Genomic DNA, 25,965 nt, shown 5'->3' with positions numbered 1-25,965 from the left:
GCTTTGAGGCCTGACAGCAGACGCTTGTCAGGCCAACGGTGTGCAGAGAATTAACGGCGACGGCCGAGTTTCACCGCTTTCAGCACCACAAATTTGTTGTTGGTGGCGATGGTTTCGCAGTTACCGAAAATCTTCTTCAGCTTGTGGAAGTAGTCGAGATGACGGTTGGCGACGATATACAGCTCGCCGTTGATTTTCAGGCAGCGGCGCGCGTGGTGGAACATTTCCCACGCAATGTTATCGGTCAGCGCGTGCTTCTGGTGGAATGGCGGGTTGCACAGCACCGCGTTAAAGCGGAACGGCTCCACGCCGGAGAGCGCGTTGTTGATCATAAACTCGCAGCGATCCAGCGCTTCTGGCAGGTTGCTTTCCACGTTCAGACGGCTGGAGGCAACGGCCATTGGGGATTCATCGACAAACACCACGTTCGCCTGCGGATTCTTCTCCAGCAGCGTCATACCAATAACGCCGTTGCCGCAGCCAAGGTCAACAATCTCGCCTTCCAGATTATCCGGCAGATTTTGCATAAAGAAACGTGCGCCAATATCCAGCCCGGTGCGGGAGAAGACGTTGGCGTGGTTGTGGATGGTCCAGTCGGTGCCTTCCAGCTTCCAGCTCAGCGTCAACGAGGTGTCGGCTAATTCCGGCTTGCTGAAGGTACAGTTAATCAGACGCGCTTTTTTCCACGCCAGCGTGGTAGTGGTTGGACCGAGTACTTTTTCAAACAGTTCAAGCGTCGAAGTGTGGATATCGCGGGCTTTCGCACCGGCGATAATACGCGTCTGTGGCGTCACGACGTCGCGCAGCGCGCGCAGCTGCTGTTCGAGCAGCGCCATGGTTTTTGGGATCTTAATCAGCACCACGCCCGGTGCCTGCGGATACTCGGCGGTGCTGTCGAGGAATTTAACGCTGGATTCGGCAATGTCGTTGTGGCGCAGGTTTTCACGCGTCGCCAGCTCGCTTAAGTAAGAATCGCCAATACTGTACGGGGTATGTTCCGCCAGCGCACAGCCCAGCGCGCCGAAAGTATCATTCAGGATTATCACCGGGCCGCTAATCTCGGTATCGTCCAGCTGTTGCAGCAGATATTCATCCGCCGCTTCCCACGCCAGTAGCGGGTTAACGTCATCCGTTTCCGGGAAACGTTTAAGTGTCAGCGAACGGAAACCGTTGTCTATGTGGCTCATCGGCCCTCCTGAATGGTAAAATTACGGCGTATCCCTGAAAAGGGTGCGTGAGTATACACTTTTTATGATTTGCGTGGGTGAAGATGAACCAACTAACTTACCTCCAGGGCTACCCGGAGCATTTACTGACTCAGGTGCGCACGTTAATCACCGAGCGGCGTCTGGGCGCAGTGCTGGAGAAACGCTACCCCGGCACGCACGATTTCGCTACCGATAAAGCGCTCTGGCAGTATACCCAGGATCTGAAAAGCCAGTTCCTGCGCAACGCGCCGCCAATCAATAAAGTCATGTACGACAATAAGATCCACGTGCTGAAAAACGCGCTCGGGCTGCACACGGCGGTATCACGCGTGCAGGGCGGCAAGCTCAAAGCCAAAGCGGAGATTCGCGTCGCCACCGTGTTCCGCAACGCACCTGAAGCTTTTTTGAAAATGATCGTGGTTCATGAATTGGCGCATCTGAAAGAGAAAGAACACGATAAAGCGTTCTATCAGCTGTGCTGTTATATGGAGCCGCAGTACCACCAGCTGGAGTTTGATACCCGTTTGTGGCTGACGCATCTTTCGTTAAAGGAAACTGCGTAGGCGAGCACTGGCATTGTCATAAAGGCGTGATACATTGACGAAAGAATCCCTTTATGGAGCCTGAAGGCGTTTATGATACGTTTCGCTGTGATTGGAACAAACTGGATAACCCGCCAGTTTGTCGATGCCGCTCATGAGACCGGCAAGTACAAGTTAACCGCCGTCTATTCCCGCAGCCTCGAGCAGGCGCAAAGTTTCGCCAACGATTATCCCGTCGAGCATCTGTTCACCTCGCTGGAAGCCATGGCACAAAGCGATGACGTTGATGCGGTATATATCGCCAGCCCGAACTCGCTGCACTTTCCGCAAACCGAGCTGTTCCTGCGCCATAAAAAGCATGTGATCTGCGAGAAGCCACTCGCGTCTAACCTGCGTGAAGTGGAGCAGGCGATTGCCGTCGCACGGGAAAACCAGGTGGTGCTGTTCGAAGCGTTTAAAACGGCCAGCCTGCCTAACTTCCAGCTGCTGCAACAAACGCTGCCAAAGCTCGGTCAGCTCCGTAAAGCGTTTATCAACTACTGCCAGTACTCCTCTCGCTACCAGCGTTATCTCGACGGCGAAAACCCAAATACCTTTAACCCAGCCTTCTCCAACGGCTCGATTATGGATATCGGTTTTTACTGCCTGGCCTCAGCGGTTGCGCTTTGGGGCGAGCCAAAACAAGTTCAGGCTTCCGCCAGCCTGCTGGACAGCGGCGTCGACGCCCACGGCGTAGTGGTGATGGACTACGGTGATTTCAGCGTCACGCTGCAGCACTCCAAAGTCAGCGACTCCAATCTGCCAAGTGAAATTCAGGGTGAAGCCGGGGCGCTGGTTATCGAGAAAATCTCCGAGTGCCAGAAGCTTTCCTTCGTGCCGCGCGGCAGCAAAGCGCAAGATCTCAGCCAGCCTCAGCACATCAATACTATGCTGTATGAAGCCGAAGAGTTTGCGCGCTTGGTCGAAAACAACGAAGTGAATCACCCTGGGCTCGAAGTCAGCCGCATTACCGCCAAAGTTCAGACCGAAATCCGTCGCCAGACCGGCGTCGTTTTCCCGGCGGATACGCAGGCTTCGTAAAACAACGTAAAAGAGAGATGTCGGGTCATTGACGAAACCAGTGACCTGACATATTTTGTTACGTGCAAAGGGGAGTAACTTCCTGGTCGGTGGATCGTCATTACGATACGTGTAAAACGTATCCGGTCGCCGGGCAACGAAAAAGGAATACGAACGCGTATTCCTTTCTTGTTGTAAGTGAGACCTTGCCGGAAGGCGAGGTCTATGCATAAAAAGCAACGGCTATCGTCTTCTGACGTTAGCCGTTTTTTTATGCGTAAGGAAAATAGTTATGAATACAGTCGGCACACCGTTGCTGTGGGGCGGATTCGCGGTCGTCGTGGTTATTATGCTCGCCATCGACCTGTTTTTGCAGGGCCGTCGCGGCGCTCATACGATGTCGATGAAACAGGCTGCTAGCTGGTCGCTGGTCTGGATTACCCTCTCTTTGCTGTTTAACGCCGCGTTCTGGTGGTACTTAGTGCAGACTCAGGGGCGTGCGGTCGCCGATCCGCAGGCGCTGGCCTTCCTCACCGGCTACCTGATTGAAAAATCGCTGGCGGTCGACAACGTCTTCGTCTGGCTGATGCTGTTTAGCTACTTCTCCGTTCCGGCAGCGTTGCAGCGTCGGGTGCTGGTCTACGGCGTCCTTGGCGCAATCGTGCTGCGTACCATCATGATCTTCGCTGGCAGCTGGCTTATCTCCCAGTTCGAATGGCTGCTGTATATTTTCGGCGCGTTCCTGCTGTTCACCGGTATCAAGATGGCGCTGGCAAAAGAAGATGAAGGCGGCATTGGCGACAAGCCGCTGGTGCGCTGGCTGCGCAGCCATCTGCGGATGACCGACAAAATCGAGAACGAGCATTTCTTTACCCGCAAAAACGGCGTGCTGTTTGCTACCCCGCTGCTGCTGGTACTGATTCTGGTTGAACTGAGCGACGTGATTTTCGCGGTAGATAGCATCCCGGCAATCTTCGCGGTGACAACCGATCCGTTTATCGTGCTGACCTCTAACCTGTTCGCAATCCTCGGTCTGCGTGCGATGTACTTCCTGTTGGCGGGCGTTGCAGAGCGCTTCTCAATGCTGAAGTACGGTCTGTCGATAATCCTGGTGTTTATTGGTATCAAGATGCTGATCGTCGATTTCTACCACATTCCGATCTCCGTCTCGCTGGGCGTGGTTGGCGGCATCCTGCTGCTTACCTTGCTGATTAACGCATGGGTGAACCACCGTAACGATGCGAAAAAGCAGGTAATGTAATCCCCTCTCCGGACGAGCCGTTTGTGGCTCGTCCAAACCACCGCTCATATTCATATTTGCGCCGCAAAAATGTAAATTTTTAGTTAAGAACTATGACGCATGGCGTAAATTCCAGCATTTTGCACTTCCCCAAGCGCCGACTTTCCTTATACTCGATCGAGCAAACACTTTTTTACATCCAGACATAAACGTAACAAATAATACGTCGCTGGATAGACACAACTCATCATCCTAAGGAATGCAATGATGACACAACAACCCGCATCATCCGGCTTTATGCGTTTTCTAACTCGGGGCAGTCTGGTCAAACAGATCCTGGTTGGGCTTGTCCTCGGTATTGCGCTGGCGCTGGTTTCCAAACCTGCCGCGGAAGCCACCGGTCTGCTTGGTACGCTGTTCGTTGGCGCGCTGAAAGCTGTCGCGCCGGTACTGGTATTAACGCTGGTGATGGCGTCAATCGCTAACCACCAGCAGGGGCAGAAAACCAACATCCGCCCTATTTTATGGCTCTATCTGTTCGGCACCTTCGCGGCTGCGCTGACCGCCGTGGTGGTGAGCTTCCTCTTCCCTTCCACGCTGCAACTGGCGACCGGGGCTACGGACATCACGCCGCCAACCGGTATCGTTGAGGTGATGCACGGCCTATTGATGAGCATCGTGGCCAACCCGATTCATGCGCTGATTAACGCCAACTACATCGGTATTCTGGTCTGGGCAGTGGGTCTGGGTTTTGCTCTGCGCCATAGCAATGAGAGCACCAAAAATCTGGTCAACGATATGTCGAATGCGGTGACTTTTATCGTGAAGGTGGTTATCCGCTTCGCCCCTATCGGGATCTTTGGCCTGGTCTCTTCCACGCTTGCCACTACCGGCTTCTCGGCGCTGTGGGGCTATGCGCAGCTACTGTTGGTGCTGGTTGGTTGTATGGCGGTGGTCGCGCTGGTGATAAACCCGCTGCTGGTATTTTTGCAGATTCGCCGCAACCCGTATCCACTGGTGTTCCTGTGCCTGCGCGAAAGCGGCGTGACCGCCTTCTTTACCCGCAGCTCGGCGGCAAACATTCCGGTCAACATGTCGCTGTGTGAGAAGCTGAATCTGGATCGTGATACCTATTCGGTGTCAATTCCATTGGGGGCCACGGTCAATATGGCGGGAGCGGCGATTACCATCACCGTGCTGACCCTGGCGGCCGTACATACGCTGGGTATTGCTATCGATCTGCCAACCGCGCTGCTGTTGAGCGTCGTGGCATCGCTGTGCGCCTGCGGTGCATCCGGCGTGGCGGGTGGTTCATTACTGCTGATCCCGCTGGCCTGTAATATGTTTGGTATTCCCAACGAGATTGCCATGCAGGTGGTTGCCGTCGGCTTTATCATCGGCGTGCTTCAGGACTCATGCGAAACCGCCATCAACTCCTCTACCGACGTGATGTTCACCGCCGCCGTTTGCCAGGCGGAAGATGCGCGTCTGGCAAAGGATGCGCTGCGTAGCTAATCCTTCGGCCCCTTCGCCATCAGGCGGAGGGGTTTTCCTCCTGCACTTTCTTCTCGACCTTAAACGGGTCAATGCCTTTACGCTGCATCCGCCAGAAGCGAATAATGTTCAGGCCGTTCATCACGAGGAAGCTGCCTTCAATCAGCGTGCCACCAATAGAACCGAGCCAGAAGTTATGCATCACCCAGCAGGCCGTTGAGCACCACATCACGCAGCGCACCGTCAGCCCTTTGCAGCGAAATAGCGCCCAGGTACTGGCTACCGTACCGATGACCGGCAGAATTTCCATCGCATGCTGGAGTTTGCCGATACCGATAATCAGTGTCAGGGCGATAAACAAGAACATCACCCACAGGCGTCGGGTGTAGACCGAAATCACCGTGCGAATCACGTTAAGCTCGGCGCTCGCCCCGGCAGGGATCGCTCCCATCAAGAAGAAATGCAGCCCAATCACGCCGCTGTAGATAGCCAGTTGAAACTTGAAACGACGCTCGTCGCGGTTGATAAAGGTAGTGATACCGATCAGAAAAGCGATGATACCTACGCCCTGGGCGAGCCAATACGCAGTCATGAAGAATCCCTGAAAAACGAAGCCATAAAAAAACGGCGCTTCAGGATTTGAAACGCCGTTTTATCGTATCAGATTATCGTGCGACTACAACGTGACACCGCTCTTAAACAATGCCAGCTCGCGGAAGTCATTGCGCTCGTTGCAGGTCTGCTTGCCGTTGGCGAAGTCCACAATTGTATCGACAAACTCATTGAGCAGCTGAGGCATCGCTTTACCGTGAATCAGCTGGCCGGCGTCAAAGTCGATCCAGTGTTTTTTCTTCGCCGCCAGTTCGCTGTTGGTGGCAATTTTCACCGTTGGTACAAAACCGCCGTACGGCGTACCGCGACCGGTACTGAACAGCACCATATGACAGCCCGCACCAGCCAGTGCGCTGGTAGCAACCGCATCGTTGCCCGGCGCGCTCAGCAGGTTCAGCCCGTGGGTTTTCAAACGCTCGCCGTAGCGGAGTACGTCAACCACCTGGCTGGAGCCCGCTTTTTGCGTGCAGCCCAGCGACTTGTCTTCCAGCGTGGTGATACCGCCCGCTTTGTTGCCCGGAGACGGATTCTCGTAAATCGGCTGATTGTGAGCAATGAAGTACTGCTTAAAGTCATTGACCATCGTCACCAGCTTGCCGAAGGTCTCTTCATCGCGACAGTGATCCATCAGCAGCTGTTCAGCACCGAACATTTCCGGAACTTCAGTCAGCACGGTAGTGCCGCCGTTGGCAATCACGTAATCAGAGAAGCGACCCAGCATCGGGTTAGCGGTGATACCGGACAGACCGTCAGACCCACCGCACTCCAGACCAAACTTCAGCTCGCTCAGTTTACCCGGCTCGCGCTGGTCGTTACGCATCACATCGTACAGTTGGCGGAGGTGTTCGATCCCCGCTTCCACTTCGTCTTCCTGGTGTTGGCAGATCATAAAGTGAACGCGTTCAGGATCGAACTCTCCTAACGTTTCGCGGAAGGCATCAACCTGGTTATTTTCACAGCCAAGACCCACTACCAGCACCGCACCCGCGTTCGGGTGACGTACCATGTTTTGCAGCATGGTACGGGTGTTAATGTGATCATCACCCAACTGCGAACAGCCGTAGGTGTGGCTGAAGAGGTGAACGCCGTCAATACCTTCAGCATCGTTGCTTTCTTTGAGGAAGCGCGTTTGCATCTGACGTGCCATCGCGTTGACACAGCCAACGGTCGGCAGGATCCACAGTTCGTTACGCACCCCAACTTCACCGTTCGCGCGGCGATAAATCTGCACCTCACGATCGGCGTGCTGTGCCACTTCAGCCTGGAAATCCGGTTGGTAGCTATACGTGTCCAGATCGCTCAGATTGGTACGGGTGTTGTGAGCGTGAATGTGCTCACCTGCCGCCACATCGACCAGCGTATGGCCGATTGGCAGACCGTATTTAATGACGTTTTCGCCTTTCGCAATGGCACGCAGAGCGAACTTATGGCCGCGCGTCACCGGCTGGCGCAGGGTGATAACCTGGCCATCAACGGTCACTTCGGTTCCTTCCGCTAAGTCAGCGAGCGCTACCGCGACATTATCCAGCGCATGGATCTTGATGTATTGCATACCAACCCCAGACCTTAGTTCAGTTCAATGGCGAAATAGTCACGCGCATTGTTAAAGCAAATATTTTTCACCATCTCACCCAGCAGCTGGATATCGGCAGGCGCTTCGCCCGCAGCAACCCAACGGCCAATCATCTGGCACAGAATACGGCGGAAGTATTCATGACGGGTGTAAGACAGGAAGCTGCGGCTATCGGTCAGCATGCCCACAAAGCGGCTCAGCAGACCCAGCTGCGCCAGCTGCGTCATCTGACGTTCCATACCGTCTTTCTGGTCGTTGAACCACCAGCCGGAACCGAACTGCATCTTGCCCGGCATCCCTTCCCCCTGGAAGTTACCGATCATGGTGCCCAGCACTTCGTTGTCGCGCGGGTTCAGACAGTAGAGGATGGTTTTTGGCAGCAGGTTCTGTTCGTTCTGCTTGCTCAGCAGCTTAGACAGCTCTTCAGCCATCGGGCGGTCGTTGATAGAGTCAAAACCAACATCCGCGCCCAGCAGTTTGAACTGACGTTGGTTGTTATTACGCAGCGCACCAATGTGGTACTGCTGTACCCACTCGCGACGTGCATATTCAGCGCCGAGGAACACCAGTACCGCGGTTTTGAACTGCGCCACTTCGTGCTCGCTCAGGGTTTCACCGGCCAGACGACGGGCCAGGATGCTGTCGAGTTCCGCTTCGTTTGACTCGGCGAACAGCACCACGTCCAGCGCGTGGTCGGACACTTTACAACCGTGGGCGGCGAAGTGATCCAGACGTTTGGTCAGCGCGGTCTGCAGATCGGTGAAGCGGCGGATTTCAGTGTCAGACACTTCGCTCAGCTTCGCCATATAGTCGTTGAAGGTCGCCTGTTCGATATTGAAGGCTTTATCCGGGCGCCAGCTCGGCAGCACTTTCACGTCGAAAGAGCCATCTTTAGCAACGGCCGCGTGGTGTTCCAGAGAATCGATAGGATCATCGGTGGTGCCGACCATTTTCACGTTCATCTGCTTCATGATGCCGCGCGCGGAGAACTTGTCCTGCGCCAACAGCTCGTTGCACTCATCCCAGATCTCGCCAGCGGTGGCCGGAGACAGCAGTTTACCGGTAATGCCGAACGGACGGCGCAGCTCCAGATGAGTCCAGTGGTATAACGGGTTGCCGATGGTGTGCGGAACGGTCGCCGCCCACGCGTCAAATTTCTCACGGTCAGACGCATCGCCGGTACAAAGGCGCTCAGCAACACCATTGGTGCGCATCGCACGCCACTTGTAGTGGTCGCCTTTCAGCCAGATGTCATACAGGTTTTTAAAGCGATAATCTTCTGCAACCTGCTGCGGCGGTAAATGGCAGTGGTAGTCGAAAATCGGCTGGTCTTTTGCGTAGTCGTGGTACAGACGGCGGGCAAATTCGGTATCTAACAGGAAATCTTCAGTCATAAACGGGGTCATTATCGTCTTCCTCTCAACGAGTGGGTCAGATGTTTATCTGTAATGCTGACAAAGTTATCACACCAATTTCATTGGGCCGAAGATTTTTTCGTGAGTTAGATCAATAAACGCTGACAAAAAATGACAATAAAACTGGCAAAAATAAGCTGCAAGCCGCGTCAGTACTGGCCTGCCTTATCTACCCCTTAAACCCTATGGAAAATACCTCTTTTGTGACGGTATTCACCTTTTAAAGTTGTATGACAAGTTATCTTGCCCCCGTCGAATACATACACAGACACAATGCATTAGCAGTGGTCGATACAGACACCTGATTTAGCGGTACGGATACCGAATTCAGCACACGTACTAATGGCAAGTTCGGGCCGTACCGGGATTCACGTCCTCGGTAAGCCCTTCGAAAAAACATCATCTCCTGGCACAGGATGATGGCTGCGAACCCCGCAGAGATAACAAAACGATGAGGTTTACATGCGTAAAATTAAAGGATTACGTTGGTACATGATTGCACTGGTGACGATGGGCACCGTGCTAGGATACCTGACACGTAATACCGTGGCGGCAGCGGCGCCAACCTTAATGGCTGAGCTGCATATTTCCACTCAGCAATATTCATACATCATCGCTGCTTACTCCGCAGCTTACACCGTCATGCAGCCCGTTGCGGGCTATGTGCTGGACATTCTGGGTACCAAAATTGGCTACGCCTTCTTCGCCGTTGCCTGGGCTGTATTCTGCGGCGCTACCGCGCTGGCAGGCAGCTGGGGTGGTCTGGCGATTGCCCGTGGTGCAGTCGGTGCCGCAGAAGCGGCCATGATCCCTGCGGGTCTGAAAGCGAGCTCCGAGTGGTTCCCGGCGAAAGAGCGTTCTATTGCAGTGGGCTACTTCAACGTCGGTTCTTCTATCGGCGGTATGATTGCTCCACCGCTGGTCGTCTGGGCTATCGTGATGCACAGCTGGCAGATGGCGTTCATCATCTCCGGCGTACTGAGCTTCATTTGGGCGATGTCCTGGCTCATCTTCTACAAACACCCACGCGATCAGAAGAAATTAACTGACGAAGAACGCGATTACATCATTGGTGGTCAGGAAGCACAGCACCAGACCAACAACGGTAAGAAGATGTCGCCATGGCAGATTATTCAGACCCGTCGCTTCTGGGGTATCGCACTGCCGCGTTTCCTGGCAGAACCAGCCTGGGGTACTTTCAACGCCTGGATCCCGCTGTTCATGTTCAAAGTGTATGGCTTTGACTTGAAAGAAATCGCTATGTTTGCATGGATGCCAATGCTGTTTGCTGACGTAGGCTGCGTACTGGGTGGTTATTTGCCGCCGCTGTTCCAGCGCTGGTTCGGCGTTAACCTGATTGTTTCGCGTAAAATGGTTGTCACCATGGGCGCACTGCTGATGATTGGCCCTGGGATGATCGGCCTGTTCACCAGTCCTTATATTGCTATCGCCCTGCTGTGCCTCGGTGGCTTCGCTCACCAGTCTCTGTCCGGCGCGCTGATTACGCTCTCTTCCGATGTATTCGGTCGTAACGAAGTCGCTACCGCCAACGGTTTAACCGGGATGGCAGCGTGGATGGCGAGTACCATGTTTGCTCTGGTGGTCGGTGCGCTGGCCGATACCATTGGCTTCAGCCCGCTGTTTGCCGTACTGGCTATCTTCGACCTGTTAGGTGCGCTGGTTATCTGGACCGTCCTGCAGAACAAACAGGCGGACGATGGCGAATCGGATAGCCATCACCCGACGCAGCAGGCAACGCAAAACTAATCGGTTCCTGATATCTTTTCTCTCTCAAGCCGCCTTGATTCAGGCGGCTTTTTTCATTGCTAATTGTGGTTAGCTGTGCGTAAAAGTGGTATAACAAATTTAATCTGCCGTACCCTGCCTGGAGAGCATATGGAAATCACCGATGTCCGCCGTTTGTATCAGCAACTTGCCGCTGAGTTAAAAGAGCGCATTGAGCAAGGGGTTTACCTTGTGGGCGATAAACTGCCTGCTGAGCGCTTCATTGCCGATGAAAAGAGCGTGAGTCGTACGGTGGTCCGCGAAGCCATTATCATGCTGGAAGTGGAAGGGTACGTTGAAGTCCGCAAGGGCTCAGGCATCCATGTCATTTCCAATCAAGCCAAATACCATCAGGCACCCGATGAAAACCTCGAGTTTGCCAACTACGGCCCGTTTGAACTGCTACAGGCTCGTCAGCTGATTGAAAGCAACATTGCTGAGTTTGCCGCGACCCAGGTCACCAAGCAGGACATCATGAAGCTGATGGAGATCCAGGAAAAAGCGCGCAAAGAGAAGTGCTTCCGCGATTCAGAGTGGGATCTCCAGTTCCACGTGCAGGTCGCGCTAGCCACGCAAAATACCGCGCTCGCCGCGATTGTCGAAAAAATGTGGACCCAGCGCGTACATAACCCGTACTGGAAAAAACTGCATGACCATATCGATGCGCGTACCGTCGATAACTGGTGCGACGATCACGACCAAATCTTAAAAGCGCTGATTCGTAAAGATCCGCATGCGGCCAAAATCGCTATGTGGCAGCACCTCGAAAACACTAAGCTGATGTTATTCAATGAAACCAGCGATGATTTCGAGTTCAACGCCGACCGTTATCTGTTTGCGGAAAACCCGGTTGTCCACCTTGATACCGTAGCCATCGGCGGTAAATAAGGCCCCCTTTCCGCGCTACGCGAAACCGTTGAAATCTCTATAAGGCTTGCCCGACTTTCAGTGTGGGTAAGCCTTTGTAAATCCCCTAGCCACTCCCCGCGCTAAGCCGCAAAATCAGTCTGCAACAAATTGCAATTTCTGTGACGAGAAACCAGACCATTTGTTACAATTGAATGCAATTTGTCGTTTTGCACATTTTCTGCCAAAACAAGGACTGTTCAGCGCGCATTTACCGCGATGCTATTAAAATAAAAACAGCGAAGATATCGCAGCGTGTTCAGGCATTACGTTAATCGATGTACCAGGAATCGTGAATGGAACTACTAACCCAACTCTTAAATGCCTTATGGAGCCAGGATTTCGAGACTCTCGCTAATCCATCCATGATTGGTATGCTCTATTTTGTCTTATTTATGATTCTGTTCCTTGAGAACGGTCTGCTGCCGGCTGCCTTCCTGCCGGGTGATAGCCTGCTGGTGCTCGTCGGTGTGCTGATTGCCAAAGGGGCAATGGGCTTCCCGCAAACCGTCTTCCTTCTGACTGTCGCCGCCAGCCTCGGCTGCTGGGTGAGTTACATCCAGGGCAAATGGCTCGGCAATACGCGTATCGTCCAGAACTGGCTATCGCATCTTCCCGCCCACTACCACCAACGCGCGCACCATCTGTTCCACAAACACGGCCTTTCCGCCCTGTTGGTGGGCCGCTTTATTGCCTTCGTCCGTACCTTGTTACCGACCATTGCTGGTCTTTCCGGGCTGAATAACGCTCGCTTCCAGTTCTTCAACTGGATGAGCGGCCTGCTGTGGGTTCTGATTCTGACGACTCTGGGCTATCTGCTCGGTAAAACCTCCGTCTTCCAGAAGTATGAAGACGCGCTGATGTCATGCCTGATGCTGCTGCCGGTCGTGCTGCTGGTATTTGGCTTGATAGGCTCACTGGCCGTGGTGTGGAAGAAAAAATACGGTAATCGAGGGTAATTATGGGGTCTAACCACATTCTGCTCCGCCGATTTGCACTTAGCCTGAGCGTGATGCTGATGTTATGCATCATGCTCTGGCTGTGGGCTGCGCTTCAGCGCGAGGAGTCCACGCTGGCGATCCGCCCAATGAACCAGGCCAATATGCCCGATGGTTTCTCCATCTCGCACCACCTGGACGCCAACGGCATTCGTTTTAAAAGCATCACCCCGCAGGACAATGCGTTACTCATTACCTTTGAATCCAGCGAACAAAGCGCGGCGGCAAAACGCGTACTGGATAGCACGCTACCGCATGTTTACGTTATCGCCCTGCAGGATGAAGATACCGATCCGGCAAGCTGGCTGTCCCTTCTTCGTGATACCTCTCATCGATTTGGTTAGCCACTTCCAGGATTCTGAATAATTTCACCGACTTTGGTGATTTTGTAATTTACTTACTATGCTTAGTGTTGTGAATGTGGCAACGCCGCTACTCACAAACTGGGAAAAGTACATAATAGATGTACTTCGCACAATGGAAGGCTCATACATGAAATACCGCATCGTACTTGCGCTCACTCTCGCTTCGCTTAGCGCGAGCGCTGCAGCAACATCACTGTGTCAGGAAAAAGAGCAAGACATCCAGCGCGAGATTGGCTATGCCGAGAAGCATAACAATCAACACCGTATTGACGGTCTGAAAAAAGCGCTGAGTGAAGTGAAAGCTCACTGTACTGACAGCAAACTACGCGCCGATCATCAGGAAAAAATCGCTGAGCAGAAAGATGAAATTCGCGAGCGTGAGCAGGATCTGAAGGAAGCGAAACAGACCGGTAATGCGGGTAAAGTAACCAAACGTGAGCAGAAACTGAAAGAAGCCCAGCAAGAACTTAACGCGCTGGAATCCCGCGCGTATTGAGTAGAAATCCTTACAGGAGAGATACGATGGCTAAAGATTCGACATCAGAGCAGTTACGTGCAGAGCTCAAAGCCCTGTCCGATACCCTGGAAGAAGTCCTGAATACTTCCACCGATAAATCCAAGGAAGAGCTAAGCAAGCTGCGTAGCAAAGCGGAAAGCGCGCTGAAAGAGAGCCGTGACCGTCTGGGTGAAACCAGCGACGCGCTGGCAAAACAAACGCGTGAAGCTGCGGCTAAAGCCGATGGCTACGTGCGTGAAAATCCGTGGACCGGCGTCGGCATCGGTGCAGCCGTAGGCCTGGTACTGGGCGTTCTGCTGACCCGTCGTTAAGCATGAACGATTCTCACCACGCACAAGGCCCGGGAAAAAACATCCTTGGCATGGGTCAGCGTATTGTCACCCTTGCGGTGCAGATGGTGGAAACGCGGCTGCGATTAGCGGTCGTCGAGCTGGAAGAGGAGAAAGCTAACCTCATCCAGCTGCTGTTAATGGCGGGGCTTACCCTGCTGTTTACCGCTTTCGGCCTGATGAGCCTGCTGGTGTTGGTCATCTGGGCGGTTGATCCGCAGTATCGTTTACACGTGATGATGGCAACCACCGGCACGCTGCTCTTGTTGGCATTGATTGGCGGCATCTGGACAATACGTAAGGCCCGCCGTTCAACGCTGCTGCGCCACACGCGCCATGAGCTGGCAAACGATCGTGCTCTACTGGAGGATGATAAGCCATGAGTCCACGACAGGCGCGAGAGGAACGCAAAGCCTTTCTGCTGCGGGAGATTCAGCAGCAGCGGCTCGATCTGATCGCTACCCGCCGCGACTGGCTCGATGCCACCGCGGTCTACGACCGTGGCTGGAGCAAGCTTGTCAGTTTGCGCTCGTGGGCGATTGTCGCCAGCAGCGCCATGGCCGTGGTTTCACTGCGTCATCCCCGGTTTCTGGTGCGCTGGGCCCGTCGCGGCCTTGGCATCTGGAGCACCTGGCGCATGGCCAAAAACCTGCTGCGCTAAGCCGTTGCGTTAATTATCCCGGTATCTGAGAAAGGGTATTTCACTCAATACCCTTGCTTAGTCTTGTCCGTCTACTGGTACACCCCGTACCGATATTCCCCATCAATCTACTCGCTGCCATACATCGTTGCTCAGATTCTTTGAAGAAGTTCAACAGTTTTCCTTGCTAACAATTGTGATACACCGCGGTTATATTTCTCTCCATCGACAGCAGATACACGCTATCGACGTGTAAACGCTCAATAATATGGTTTAACTACCCGCAAGGTTCTCTGGAGAGAAAGATGAAAAAATTAGAAGATGTTGGTTTCCTGGTTGCTCGTATTCTGATGCCTATTCTGTTTATCACAGCGGGCTGGGGAAAAATCACCGGCTATGCGGGTACACAGCAGTATATGGAAGCAATGGGCGTCCCAGGGTTCCTGCTGCCGCTGACCATCCTGCTTGAGTTCGGCGGCGGTCTGGCGATTCTGTTCGGTTTCCTGACCCGTACTACCGCGCTGTTCACCGCAGGCTTCACCCTGCTGACCGCGTTTATCTTCCACAGCAACTTTGCGGAAGGCATGAACTCTCTGATGTTCATGAAAAACCTGACCATCGCTGGCGGCTTCCTGCTGCTGGGTATCACCGGTCCAGGCGCATTCAGTATCGACCGTGTACTGAATAAAAAGTGGTAAGCGCACTATACTGAGTTAACTAAAAAGCGAGGAGATATCTCCTCGCTTTTGCTATCTATACTCGGCGTAGCTCAAGCGACAGCGCGCCCAGTATTAAAAGGAGAACATCATGGGACAATTAGTCGATGGCGTCTGGCAAGACGTCTGGTATGACACCAAATCCACCGGTGGACGTTTCCAGCGTTCAGTCTCCGCCTTTCGTAACTGGCTGACCGCCAACGGCGAACCCGGTCCAACCGGCAACGCAGGCTTTGCCGCCGAGAAAGATCGCTATCACCTGTATGTTTCTCTTGCCTGCCCTTGGGCTCACCGCACGCTAATTCTCAGAACGCTGAAAGGACTGGAGCCATTTATCTCCGTTTCCGTCGTCAATCCGCTGATGCTGGAAAACGGCTGGACCTTCGATGCGGACTTCCCGGCGGCGACGGGCGATGCGCTCTATCAACACCAGTTTCTCTATCAACTCTATCAACACGCCGATCAAAACTATTCCGGCCGCGTGACGGTGCCGGTGCTGTGGGATAAAAAGAACCAGACTATCGTCAGCAACGAATCTGCAGAAATCATCCGCATGTTCAATACGGCCTTTGATGCACTGGGTGCCAAAGCGGGTGACTACTATCCGCCTGCGCTGCGCGAACAAATTGATGAGTTGAATGGTTGGATCTACGACAACGTGAACAACGGCGTCTACAAGGCCGGTTTTGCCACCAGCCAGGCCGCCTATGATGAAGCGGTAGAAAAAGTCTTTAGCTCGCTGGACCGCCTGGAAAAGATCCTCGGACAGCATCGCTACCTGACCGGCAATCAGCTCACCGAAGCCGATATCCGCCTGTGGACCACGCTTATCCGTTTCGATCCGGTTTATGTCACCCACTTTAAGTGCGACAAACACCGCATCAGCGACTATCTGAATCTGCATGGTTTCCTGCGTGATATCTACCAAATGCCGGGCATCGCGGACACCGTCAACTTTGACCATATCCGCACGCACTATTTCCGCAGCCACAAAACCATCAACCCTACCGGCATTATCTCCATCGGGCCATGGCAAAATCTGGATGAACCGCACGGGCGTGACGAACGTTTCCGCTAAGCGCACAGGGCATCGTTCATCGATGCCCTAATTAATTCACCCTATCAATATTTACCACCTTTTCATTCGCGACTATCCTTAGCTTGATCGCTTTAAAAACAAGTGATTAATGATCAACAGAGGCATGAAAATGGATTGGTATCTCAACGTTCTACGTAACTATATTGGATTTGGCGGCCGCGCCCGTCGCAAAGAGTATTGGATGTTCATCCTGGTGAACGTCATTTTGACGGCCGTGTTAAGCGTGGTGGATAAAATGCTGGGCTGGCAGCGTGCCGGTGGCGAGGGGATCCTCACTACCATTTACGGCATTCTGATCTTTCTGCCCTGGTGGGCCGTACAGTTCCGCCGTCTGCATGACACTGACCGCTCGGCATGGTGGCTACTGTTGCTGCTTATTCCGATCATTGGCTGGATAGTGATTATTATCTTCAACTGCCAGAACGGGACGCCGGGCGATAACCGCTTTGGGCCAGACCCGAAACGCATTCCTTGATTGTATTGCACAATCAGGTAGCCCGTAGCCGGTGCTGTCGCACCGACTACGGGTGAAATCTCTCCCCGCTGATAACAACCCTCTATCTGGCGGTCAGCAGTTTCTGGATTTCACGCAGGCACCAGGATTTGGCTTCGCCCATACTGTCGCGTCGCCAGGCCATGATGATATCGATCTCACTGCTATACTCCGGGCTCACAACCCGCAGTCGCCCCTGCGCAATATCATCCTCGACGAGCGGATACGGCATGGTCGCCACCCCTAACCCGGCCAGCAGCGCCTGACGTTTTTCTTCCATCGACGTTACCGTTAATCGCGGCTGTTTATCGAGCAATTGCACCGTCAGCACCGGGCGTTCGCGGGCGGTATCGGCAATCGCCACGCCGCGATACTTCACGCGCGTCACTTCGGAAAGCGGTTCCGCTTCCTGGTGAATTGGATGATCCGGCGCAGCAACATAGACGTTCATTACCGAATACAGTTTGCGTGAGTTGATCTCCGTCGATGAACGGAAATGCATATCCGGCGCAATCACGATGTCGGCACGCCCCTGCTCCAGACGCTCCCAGGCCCCCGCTAGCACTTCGGTGATAATCGACAATTGGGTGTTGGATTTGGTGGCCAGCTTCTCAACCAGCGGGAAAAGCGTGGGCGTTGGGATCAGCGCCTCTGCAACGATGGTGAGATGCGTCTCCCAGCCGCGCGCGAGGGCTTCAGCATCGGTGGTCAGCTTATCCGCCGCTTCCAGCAGTACCCGCCCACGTTCCAGCAGCATGCGCCCAACGTTGGTGAATTTTGTTCGATGACCTGAGCGGTCAAATAACACCACGTCCAGCTCTTCTTCCAGCTTTTGCATGGTGTAGCTCAATGCCGAAGGCACACGGCCCAGCTCATCGGCCGCGGCGGCAAAGCTGCCACGTCTGTCGATAGCGTCCATTACTCGTAGTGCTTCCAGCGTCAGTGCTCTCTCTTTAGCCATGGCGTTCTCATTCAGGGAATTTGAACATACCGGGCAGAATATCTGGCTAACAATGCAGCGTCCATACCTTTACCATTGATTTAATGTAAAGGAGGGTCAAGAAGATGATTACCACAAGAACAGCAAAACAGTGCGGACAGGCTGACTTCGGTTGGCTGCAGGCCCGCTATACCTTCTCTTTTGGGCATTATTTTGATCCGAAACTGCTGGGTTACGCCTCTCTGCGCGTGCTGAATCAGGAAGTGCTTGCGCCCGGCGCCGCCTTCCAGCCGCGAACTTACCCAAAAGTGGATATCCTGAATCTGATTCTGGAAGGTGAGGCTGAGTATCGCGATAACGAGGGCCACCACATTAAGGTCAAGGCCGGTGAAGCGCTGCTGATTGCCACTCAGCCTGGCGTCAGCTATAGCGAACATAATCTCAGCAAAGATAAATCGTTAACCCGGATACAAATCTGGCTGGACGCCTGCCCGGAACGCGAAAACTCGCGCGTGCAGAAGATGAAACTGCATGACGCAGCGCATCAATTGCTGGCATCTCCGGACGGCAGCGAAGGCAGCCTGCAGCTGCGCCAGCAGGTCTGGCTGCATCATATTGAGCTGGATAAAGGTGAGCAGGTTAATCTGCAACTGCACGGGCCACGCGCCTATCTGCAGTCGATTCACGGTACGGTGCACGCGGTTGCCCACGACGCCGAAAAGCAGGCTCTAACCTGCGGCGACGGCGCATTTATTCGTGATGAAAGCAATATCACACTGGTGGCTGATACCCCTCTGCGCGCTTTACTGATAGATTTACCGGTATAGCGTTTTCAGGGAGCCGGGGAAAATGAGTAAGAGAAACAAGAGGCAGCAGCGCACAGCGGATGTCGTAACATCGGCACCAGTAGTCACGATACCCACAGAGTTTGGGTTTGAAGAGATGCTCAGCGAGCTGGAAGCTATCGTGACAGAAGCGCAAAGCCGCCAGACCGATGAGGCCGAAGCGGCATAAAGACGCGGGCCCCGGTCAGATACCGGGGCGCTCGGCTAAGCGATTTTACTCGCCATAATTTCAATCACCTGCTTGTCGGTTTGCTGCATAGAGCGGCAGGCCAACGCGCAAAGGTTGCTGATCGACTGTTCCACATCGTTTGCCACGATACCTTCATTGCCGGTGACGGCCGTTTCATCCAGCGCCATCAGTACCGCTTTCCACGCCGACGACACGCTGGTAGAAACCTTCATCGCACAACTGTTGGATGCGCCATCGCAAATGATGCCGCTCACATCGCCAATCATGCTGCTTATCGCCATCGCAATACAGCGGTAGCTGCCATCAATCAACCAACAAATCCCGGCAGCGGCGCCCATTGAAGCGGTCGTCGCGGCGCATAGTGCGGACAGCATGGGCAGCTGATGGTGAATGTAGATAGCCGTCATGTGCGACAGGAGCAGCGCACGCGCCATTTTCTCCTGTGAACACTCCAGATGTTCAGCCACCACCACCACCGGCATGGTGGCGGCAATACCCTGATTGCCCGAACCGGAGTTGCTCATGGCAGGTAAGCAGGCCCCGCCCATCCGCGCATCGGATGCAGCCGAGGTGCGGATCATAATATCGCTGAGCAAATCTTTCGCCAGCAGTCCGCGCTCACGCTGACGCTGTAAAGTAACGCCGATGTGCAGGCCATATTGGGCGCGCAGCCCTTCATGGGACAGCGCATCATTGAGCAGGGCCGCATCAAGAATAAAGCCGATTTTTTCAAACGGTACCTGCTCGGCAAACTCGACTACCTGCGCCAGCGTTACGTTCTCCAGCGATACCGCCGGCTCTTCTCCTGCTCCTCCACAGCAGCCAGCATCCAACAGCACGACGCCATTCTTCACGATACGAACAACCCGCGTGTGCCCTCCCGCAATCGTCACCGTCGCAGACTCATCCGCCGTATAAACGGTCGCGCTGGCGTACAGCACTTCCTCGCACGGCTCCTGAATAGTGACCGAGACCTTGCCGCTGGCGAGCAGCACCTTTCCCGCCGCAATGGCGTCAACCGACGCGCTTTTCAATACTTCCAGCCCGGCCTGCGGATCGCCGCCCAGGGCCCCTACAGCGGCGGCAATCGGCAACCCCACCATTCCCGTGCCCGGTACGGTGACGCCCATACCGTTTTTCATCAGATTGGGTGACACTTTAGCGTCAACACGGATGACGCGACCGGCCAGATGAGAGGCCGCGATGGCGCTGGCTAAAGCCAGGGACACCGGCTCGGTACACCCCATCGCAGGTTTGACGTTCTGTTTTACCGCCTGAATCAGCACGTCCCACAGCGGGTTCATTTTCACTTCATCCATTTTTACCACCAATTAATCAAGAGAATGCCAGGAACGGAGACACGCAGAGCAGCAGGCCAGTGATGATAATGATCACCAGGGAGACACCTTTGTATTTGTGTAACGCCGGCACTTTGTAAACCAGCCAGGCCGGGATAAGACAGCCGACCATACCGAAGATAGGACTACAGATAGAGGTGAAGCTCAGCACCGGCGCGTTGAGTACAATCGCACTCCACGCCAGCAGGATGGCGAACAACATGATCCCGCGCTGCACCAGCTTCTGGTTGATTTTTTCCTCCGGCATTTTGCGGCGCAGCAGGTTAATCACAATCCCCTGAGTCGCTTCGCGAAAACCAAGATAAACACCGAAGAAAGCGGTCATCACCGCAAAGATGTTGAGGATAACGCTGACCACGGTCACCCATGCCCCTGCGCTGCCATTGATAAACTGTGCCGCAATCGCCAGCGCCGAGATATTCTGCTCATAGGCTTTAACCGCTTCATCATGGCCCATCGCCAGGGTGAATGAGACGGCGTAGAAAAAGACCACCACAAACAGAATGCCAAAGGCGATATTCATGGCGCGCAGCGCCTTATGACGTGCGACTTCGCGTGATTTCTCCTTCGAACGATAAGAGATAACCATCGGGCTAAGGGTCTGAATAAACAGAATCGAGGTCAGCGTAAACGGCAGCGTGATGATGGCATTTTTGATCAGTAGCCCCATCGGCGGCAGCGTACCGGCGTTATACAGATGCCACATCCCCACCATCGAAACCCCTAGCGCGGCGACTACCAGCAGCTTGGTCAGCACCATAAAGCTGGAGACTTTAAACAGCAGCTTTTCACCCCGTGAAGAGATAGCCACCAGCACGCAGATCAGCACCAGACCATAGAACGGGTTTTCGGATAACAGACCGTCGGTGACGCCAAAGGTATGCAGGTAAGAGGCGCTGTCGTTGGTGATGGCTGTGGAGTAGACGAACATCCAAATCACCAACATGATGAAATAGAGCGCCCCCAACAATATCCCCCAGTTTTTGCCGAGGTAGCCGCTAATTACGCTAGGGTAGTCTTTACACTCCGGGGATTCCGCCAGGGTGTTAATAAACAGCCGCTGGAACAAATACATGGCCGGATAACCGACGATAGAAGAGAGCAGAAATACCCACAGGCCCATCAAGCCAACCTGAACGGGGAGAAACACAATCCCCGCACCGATAGCCATCCCGATACTCATGATGACCCAGCCCACGTCGGTACTGTCGAATTTTATTGCCGCTTGCCATTCACTTTCCGACATGCCCGCTCGTGCTGCCGCGCTAGAGGTTTGTGCCGGTGCAACTGAGATTGTTTCCATAACAAAGTCTCACTCTTGGTTTGTAGGGTTTATTGTTTTAATACAGATTGATATTCCACATATTTTTAGCAATGCAGGGTTATTAACCACATTTTTTATAGTGGATAGATGATAGCGCGGGTTAAGGAGAAAAAACTTGCCACTGCTGGCATGGGAAACGCCATATGGAGAAAAAAATGCTCCATATAGCGATATATGGGTAAGTTTATTTCTATCCTTATCAATTCATAAAGGATTTATATTTTTCACCATCACACAAAGTCAATGTAATGCATTGTTTTATAAGACATTGTGTGTTTATGGTGATTTCTGCACGCCCGCATGGCACAGCCATTTTGTGAGACAGCGCAAACCGGCGAGTTAATGGGTTGTAACTGGCAGCGCCAGCAAAAAATGATGGCTATCACAGTGTCAGATTGATTTAGCCAATAACTCCAATGTTTGTAGAAAAAATGTAAGAAAACAAAATAATACACTGCTTATATGATCCGGCCCGCGGCGGCCCGCAGCCAAAAAAAAACGCCCCGGACCATCAGGCCAGGGGCGTTGCAACGGATCGTATCCACATGCTTACGACGTCATTGTTTTTGGCACAATCGACTAATCACACAGCACTTTAATCGCCAGACCACCGCGCGACGTTTCGCGGTATTTCTCGTTCATATCCTTACCGGTTTCATACATGGTCTCGATAATTTTATCGAGAGAAACCCGCGCTTCACTGGTGCGTTGAATTGCCATCCGCGCCGCGTTAACCGCTTTTACCGCATTGATCGCGTTGCGTTCGATACAAGGGATTTGCACCTGTCCACCCACCGGATCGCAAGTGAGCCCCAGATTGTGCTCCATGGCTATCTCTGCGGCCATGCACACTTGTTGCGGGCTGCCGCCAAGCAGCTCGGCCAATCCCGCGGCCGCCATTGATGCCGCCACGCCGACCTCGCCCTGACACCCAACCTCTGCGCCGGAAATCGAAGCATTACGCTTATACAGCCCGCCAATCGCGCCAGCGGCCAGTAAATAACGGGCGATGGAGTTACCGTTCGCCGTGCGCCTGAACTTATCGTAATAGGCCAGCACCGCCGGCACGATGCCGCACGCGCCGTTGGTTGGCGCTGTCACGACTCTCCCGCCCGCCGCATTCTCCTCGCTCACCGCCAGCGCAAACATGTTGATCCAGTCGATCACATTCATCGGATCGCTGGAGGTACTGTCGCTGGAGACCAACTGTCGCCGCAGCGCGACGGCACGGCGCGGAACGTTCATCGGCCCCGGCAGCACGCCTTCCGTATTCATCCCGCGTTCAATGCCGGTACGCATGACGTGCCAGATGCGAGTCAGACCGGTATCAATCTCGCTCTGGCTTCTGAGCGCCAGCTCGTTTTGCATCATCAGGCCAGAGATAGAAAGCCCGTGCTCTTTGCACTGCTGTACCAGTTCGCTGGCGGAATTGAAGGGATACGGCACAGGTTGTTCAACCTCAAACTCCTGGCCAAATTTCGACTCTTCAACAATAAAACCGCCGCCGGTGGAGTAGTAGGTTTTGCTGAGCAAAATCCCCTCTTTACCCCAGGCGGTAAAGCGCATGCCGTTTTCATGGCGCGGCAGAGCTTCATTATGGAAGATGACATCGTCGCTAAGGGAAAACGGCACTTCCGCTTCACCCTGTGCCACGCTGAGCAGCCCGCTACGCTCTACGGCGCGCATAAATGGCTGCATGGCATCGATGTCGACGCTGTCAGGGCGATTGCCCGCCAGCCCCATAATCACCGCGACATCGGTCGCGTGTCCTTTCCCGGTAAGAGAAAGCGAACCGTAAAGATCGACAGTCAGGCGTGTGGTCTGGGATAAAAAGCCCCCGGCCGCCAGTTCGTCAATGAAAGATTTTCCGGCATTCATTGGCCCCACGGTGTGTGAACTAGACGGCCCAACGCCAATTTTGAACATATCGAATGTACTAATCATATCCATGACCTCGATACGGCTTCAGAGACGGGCTGCCGGATGGCAGCCCGGTGTAGCAATGCGCACACAGGTCGACGGTTAGATTGCCTGAGTAAAGGTGCGCGAAATAACGTCCTGCTGCTGCTCGCGGGTTAATGCATTGAAACGCACCGCATAACCCGAGACACGAATGGTTAAATTCGGGTAATTTTCCGGGTGGGCAATCGCATCCAGCAACATATCGCGGTTCATCACGTTGACGTTGAGATGCTGCCCGCCTTCAATTGACGCCTCATGGTGGAAGTAACCATCCAGCAGCCCTACCAGGTTGGTTTTACGCACGGCATCCTCTTTGCCCAGCGCCGCCGGGACAATCGAGAAGGTGTACGAAATACCGTCCTTCGCGTAGGTAAACGGCAGCTTCGCCACCGAAGTCAGCGAGGCCACGGCCCCTTTGCGGTCACGGCCATGCATCGGGTTTGCACCCGGCGCAAACGGCGTTCCTGCGCGGCGACCATCCGGCGTGTTGCCCGTTTTTTGCCCGTACACCACGTTGGAGGTGATGGTCAGGATGGACTGAGTCGGTACCGCGTGACGGTAAGTTGGCAGCACTCTGATTTTCTTCATAAAGCGTTCGACCAGGTCGCAGGCAATGCTATCCACGCGCTCGTCGTTGTTGCCATATTGCGGATAATCACCCTCAATCTCGAAATCGATCGCCAGGCCATTTTCATCACGGATAGGCTTCACGCGAGCGTGTTTGATGGCCGACAGAGAATCCGCCGCCACCGACAACCCGGCGATACCGCAGGCCATGGTGCGATAAACATCGCGGTCATGCAGCGCCATCAGCGAGGCTTCATAGCTGTATTTATCGTGCATGAAGTGGATAACATTCAGCGCACTGATGTACTGCACCGCCAGCCAGTCCATAAAGTGGTCGAGGCTTTCCATCACCGATTCATAGTCCAGCACGTCGTCCATCAACGGCGCGGTTTTTGGCCCGACCTGAATCTTCAGCTTCTCATCCACCCCGCCGTTAATTGCGTACAGCAGCGTTTTCGCCAGGTTAGCGCGGGCACCGAAGAATTGCATCTGCTTGCCGATGACCATCGGGCTCACGCAGCAGGCAATGGCGTAATCATCGCTGTTAAAATCAGCACGCATCAGGTCGTCATTTTCATATTGCAGCGACGAGGTGACGATAGAAACCTGGGCGGCATACTGCTTAAAGGCCGGCGGCAGCGCTTCCGACCACAGGATGGTCAGGTTTGGCTCCGGTGCCGGGCCCATGGTATGCAGCGTATGCAGATAGCGGAATGCGTTTTTGCTCACCAGCGTGCGCCCGTCCAGCCCCATCCCACCGATAACTTCCGTCGCCCAAATTGGGTCGCCGGAGAACAGCGTGTCGAACTCCGGCGTGCGCAGGAAGCGCACCATGCGGATCTTCATAATGAAGTGGTCGATAAGCTCCTGCGCCTGCTCTTCGGTGAGACGCCCTTCCTGCATGTCACGTTCAATATAGATATCGAGGAATGTGGCGGTGCGGCCCAGCGACATCGCGCCGCCGTTTTGCGATTTCACCGCTGCCAGATAGGCAAAATAGAGCCACTGCACCGCTTCCTGCGCATTAAGCGCCGGGCGGGAAATATCGCAGCCGTACTTGGCAGCCATCTCCTGCATTTGCAGCAGCGCGCGGCGGTGCTCCGCCAGCTCTTCACGCAGGCGTAGCGTAGCCTCCAGATCCTGGCCCCACTCCATTTTGGTTTGCAGATCGGCAAACTGCAGTTCGCGCTCACGCACCAGATAACGAATACCGTACAGCGCTACGCGGCGGTAATCGCCGATGATGCGTCCGCGTCCGTAGCCGTCCGGTAAACCGGTCAATACGCCTGATTTACGGCAGCGCAGCATATCCGGGGAGTAAGCATCGAATACGCCCTGGTTATGGGTTTTACGCAGCGAGGTATACTGATATTCAAAATCAGCATCCATTTCGCGACCATAAGCTTCAAACGAGCTTTTGATCATATTGATGCCGCCAAACGGATGCAGCGCACGCTTGAGCGGTTTATCGGTTTGCAGGCCGACGATTTTTTCCAGACTCTGGTCGATATATCCCGCGTCGTGCGCGGTGATTGTCGTCGCGACGTTGGTGTCAAAATCAACCGGGGCGTGGGTGGCGTTTTCAATACGAATGCCCGCCATCACCTTTTCCCACAGCGCGGTGGTCGCCGGCGTTGCCGCCGCGAGGAAAGATTCATCCCCTTCATACGGCGTATAGTTGTGCTGGATAAACTCGCGAACGTTAATCTCTTCTTTCCATTCGCTACCGTTAAAACCGCGCCATGCATCGGCAAAATGCATATCGTTAATATCGATATTTACCTTCAT

General features: G+C 54.1%; 26 protein-coding genes. 17 read left to right on the top strand and 9 right to left on the bottom strand.

From position 1 onward, the window contains the following. Window positions 1-50: 50 nt before the first annotated feature. Window positions 51-1,187 carry a 23S rRNA (guanine(1835)-N(2))-methyltransferase RlmG gene (gene rlmG / locus ABOC97_RS06365; protein ID WP_349595333.1) on the bottom strand — a complete coding sequence of 379 codons (1,137 nt, stop codon included), beginning with the start codon at window positions 1,185-1,187 and terminating at the stop codon, window positions 51-53. An 83-nt stretch (window positions 1,188-1,270) separates the two neighbouring features. Between rlmG and ABOC97_RS06360 the strand changes: the two genes are divergently transcribed. From ABOC97_RS06360 to sstT, 4 genes are all read left to right on the top strand, one after another. Next, window positions 1,271-1,771 (top strand): YgjP-like metallopeptidase domain-containing protein, encoded by a 501-nt coding sequence (locus ABOC97_RS06360; RefSeq protein ID WP_234508503.1) that lies wholly within the window; start codon window positions 1,271-1,273, stop codon window positions 1,769-1,771. A gap of 72 nt (window positions 1,772-1,843) precedes the next feature. Next, entirely contained in the window at window positions 1,844-2,830 is a 987-nt protein-coding gene (locus tag ABOC97_RS06355; protein ID WP_349595330.1) for a Gfo/Idh/MocA family protein, read from the top strand. Between the two features lie 271 nt (window positions 2,831-3,101). Beyond that, window positions 3,102-4,070, top strand: coding sequence for a TerC family protein (locus tag ABOC97_RS06350; RefSeq protein WP_349595327.1), 969 nt, complete (start codon window positions 3,102-3,104; stop codon window positions 4,068-4,070). Between the two features lie 243 nt (window positions 4,071-4,313). After that, window positions 4,314-5,564, top strand: a complete 1,251-nt coding sequence (gene sstT, locus ABOC97_RS06345; protein ID WP_349595324.1) for a serine/threonine transporter SstT — start codon at window positions 4,314-4,316, stop codon at window positions 5,562-5,564. A gap of 19 nt (window positions 5,565-5,583) precedes the next feature. Here sstT and ABOC97_RS06340 read toward each other — a convergent pair whose 3' ends face one another. The 3 genes from ABOC97_RS06340 to uxaC form a co-directional block, all read right to left on the bottom strand. Next, window positions 5,584-6,135, bottom strand: coding sequence for a YgjV family protein (locus tag ABOC97_RS06340; RefSeq protein WP_234508494.1), 552 nt, complete (start codon window positions 6,133-6,135; stop codon window positions 5,584-5,586). 84 nt (window positions 6,136-6,219) lie between these two features. Next, on the bottom strand, window positions 6,220-7,707 hold the full coding sequence (locus tag ABOC97_RS06335; RefSeq protein ID WP_349595321.1) for a UxaA family hydrolase: 1,488 nt from the start codon (window positions 7,705-7,707) through the stop codon (window positions 6,220-6,222). A gap of 14 nt (window positions 7,708-7,721) precedes the next feature. Then, window positions 7,722-9,134, bottom strand: coding sequence for a glucuronate isomerase (gene uxaC / locus ABOC97_RS06330; protein ID WP_349595318.1), 1,413 nt, complete (start codon window positions 9,132-9,134; stop codon window positions 7,722-7,724). A gap of 471 nt (window positions 9,135-9,605) precedes the next feature. Here uxaC and ABOC97_RS06325 point away from each other — a divergent pair, with 471 nt between their 5' ends. The 11 genes from ABOC97_RS06325 (at window position 9,606) to ABOC97_RS06275 (ending at window position 16,973) form a co-directional block, all read left to right on the top strand. Continuing rightward, window positions 9,606-10,910 (top strand): MFS transporter, encoded by a 1,305-nt coding sequence (locus tag ABOC97_RS06325; protein WP_349595315.1) that lies wholly within the window; start codon window positions 9,606-9,608, stop codon window positions 10,908-10,910. 129 nt (window positions 10,911-11,039) lie between these two features. Further along, on the top strand, window positions 11,040-11,816 hold the full coding sequence (gene exuR, locus ABOC97_RS06320) for a transcriptional regulator ExuR (RefSeq protein WP_234508486.1): 777 nt from the start codon (window positions 11,040-11,042) through the stop codon (window positions 11,814-11,816). A 314-nt stretch (window positions 11,817-12,130) separates the two neighbouring features. Further along, a complete protein-coding gene (gene yqjA, locus ABOC97_RS06315) occupies window positions 12,131-12,793 on the top strand; it encodes a DedA family general envelope maintenance protein YqjA (RefSeq protein WP_234508484.1) in 663 nt (220 codons plus the stop codon). A gap of 2 nt (window positions 12,794-12,795) precedes the next feature. Then, window positions 12,796-13,176 (top strand): EnvZ/OmpR regulon moderator MzrA, encoded by a 381-nt coding sequence (gene mzrA, locus ABOC97_RS06310; RefSeq protein WP_349595310.1) that lies wholly within the window; start codon window positions 12,796-12,798, stop codon window positions 13,174-13,176. Between the two features lie 148 nt (window positions 13,177-13,324). Next, window positions 13,325-13,693, top strand: a complete 369-nt coding sequence (locus ABOC97_RS06305; RefSeq protein ID WP_349595307.1) for a DUF1090 domain-containing protein — start codon at window positions 13,325-13,327, stop codon at window positions 13,691-13,693. Window positions 13,694-13,719: 26 nt separating this feature from the next. After that, complete coding sequence (locus ABOC97_RS06300; protein WP_052283711.1) at window positions 13,720-14,025, top strand: ElaB/YgaM/YqjD family protein; 306 nt, start codon at window positions 13,720-13,722, stop codon at window positions 14,023-14,025. Window positions 14,026-14,027: 2 nt separating this feature from the next. Next, window positions 14,028-14,426 (top strand): phage holin family protein, encoded by a 399-nt coding sequence (locus ABOC97_RS06295; RefSeq protein WP_349595304.1) that lies wholly within the window; start codon window positions 14,028-14,030, stop codon window positions 14,424-14,426. Then, a complete protein-coding gene (locus tag ABOC97_RS06290; RefSeq protein ID WP_349595301.1) occupies window positions 14,423-14,704 on the top strand; it encodes a YqjK-like family protein in 282 nt (93 codons plus the stop codon). Before ABOC97_RS06295 ends, ABOC97_RS06290 begins: the two co-directional genes overlap by 4 nt. Window positions 14,705-14,988: 284 nt before the next feature. Next, complete coding sequence (locus ABOC97_RS06285) at window positions 14,989-15,381, top strand: DoxX family protein (protein WP_234508472.1); 393 nt, start codon at window positions 14,989-14,991, stop codon at window positions 15,379-15,381. Window positions 15,382-15,490: 109 nt separating this feature from the next. Next, window positions 15,491-16,477: a glutathione S-transferase family protein gene (locus ABOC97_RS06280; protein WP_349595298.1), complete on the top strand. Its 987-nt coding sequence runs from the start codon at window positions 15,491-15,493 to the stop codon at window positions 16,475-16,477. 130 nt (window positions 16,478-16,607) lie between these two features. Continuing rightward, window positions 16,608-16,973 (top strand): DUF805 domain-containing protein, encoded by a 366-nt coding sequence (locus ABOC97_RS06275; RefSeq protein WP_349595295.1) that lies wholly within the window; start codon window positions 16,608-16,610, stop codon window positions 16,971-16,973. Window positions 16,974-17,055: 82 nt separating this feature from the next. On the opposite strand, the gene ABOC97_RS06270 is transcribed toward ABOC97_RS06275, so the two are convergent. Beyond that, a complete protein-coding gene (locus ABOC97_RS06270) occupies window positions 17,056-17,952 on the bottom strand; it encodes a LysR family transcriptional regulator (protein ID WP_234508466.1) in 897 nt (298 codons plus the stop codon). Window positions 17,953-18,056: 104 nt separating this feature from the next. Between ABOC97_RS06270 and ABOC97_RS06265 the strand changes: the two genes are divergently transcribed. Together ABOC97_RS06265 and ABOC97_RS06260 are read left to right on the top strand one after the other, a co-directional pair. Continuing rightward, entirely contained in the window at window positions 18,057-18,758 is a 702-nt protein-coding gene (locus ABOC97_RS06265) for a pirin family protein (protein ID WP_234508465.1), read from the top strand. A gap of 22 nt (window positions 18,759-18,780) precedes the next feature. Next, window positions 18,781-18,945, top strand: coding sequence for a hypothetical protein (locus ABOC97_RS06260; RefSeq protein WP_349595291.1), 165 nt, complete (start codon window positions 18,781-18,783; stop codon window positions 18,943-18,945). A gap of 35 nt (window positions 18,946-18,980) precedes the next feature. Here the strand turns inward: ABOC97_RS06260 and ABOC97_RS06255 are convergent, their stop codons facing one another. From ABOC97_RS06255 to pflB, 4 genes are all read right to left on the bottom strand, one after another. Continuing rightward, window positions 18,981-20,285, bottom strand: coding sequence for an L-cysteine desulfidase family protein (locus ABOC97_RS06255; protein WP_349595288.1), 1,305 nt, complete (start codon window positions 20,283-20,285; stop codon window positions 18,981-18,983). 16 nt (window positions 20,286-20,301) lie between these two features. Further along, a complete protein-coding gene (locus ABOC97_RS06250) occupies window positions 20,302-21,627 on the bottom strand; it encodes an SLC5/6 family protein (RefSeq protein ID WP_349595285.1) in 1,326 nt (441 codons plus the stop codon). Between the two features lie 600 nt (window positions 21,628-22,227). Next, window positions 22,228-23,592, bottom strand: a complete 1,365-nt coding sequence (locus tag ABOC97_RS06245; RefSeq protein WP_349595283.1) for an L-serine ammonia-lyase — start codon at window positions 23,590-23,592, stop codon at window positions 22,228-22,230. A gap of 78 nt (window positions 23,593-23,670) precedes the next feature. Further along, a complete protein-coding gene (gene pflB, locus ABOC97_RS06240; protein WP_349595280.1) occupies window positions 23,671-25,965 on the bottom strand; it encodes a formate C-acetyltransferase in 2,295 nt (764 codons plus the stop codon).

The sequence above is a fragment of the Kluyvera huaxiensis genome (assembly GCF_040149365.1).
Taxonomy (GTDB): Bacteria; Pseudomonadota; Gammaproteobacteria; order Enterobacterales; family Enterobacteriaceae; genus Kluyvera; species Kluyvera intermedia_A.
Note: the sequence above shows the minus strand (reverse complement) of the source record. Positions and strands in the feature narration are given on the sequence as shown.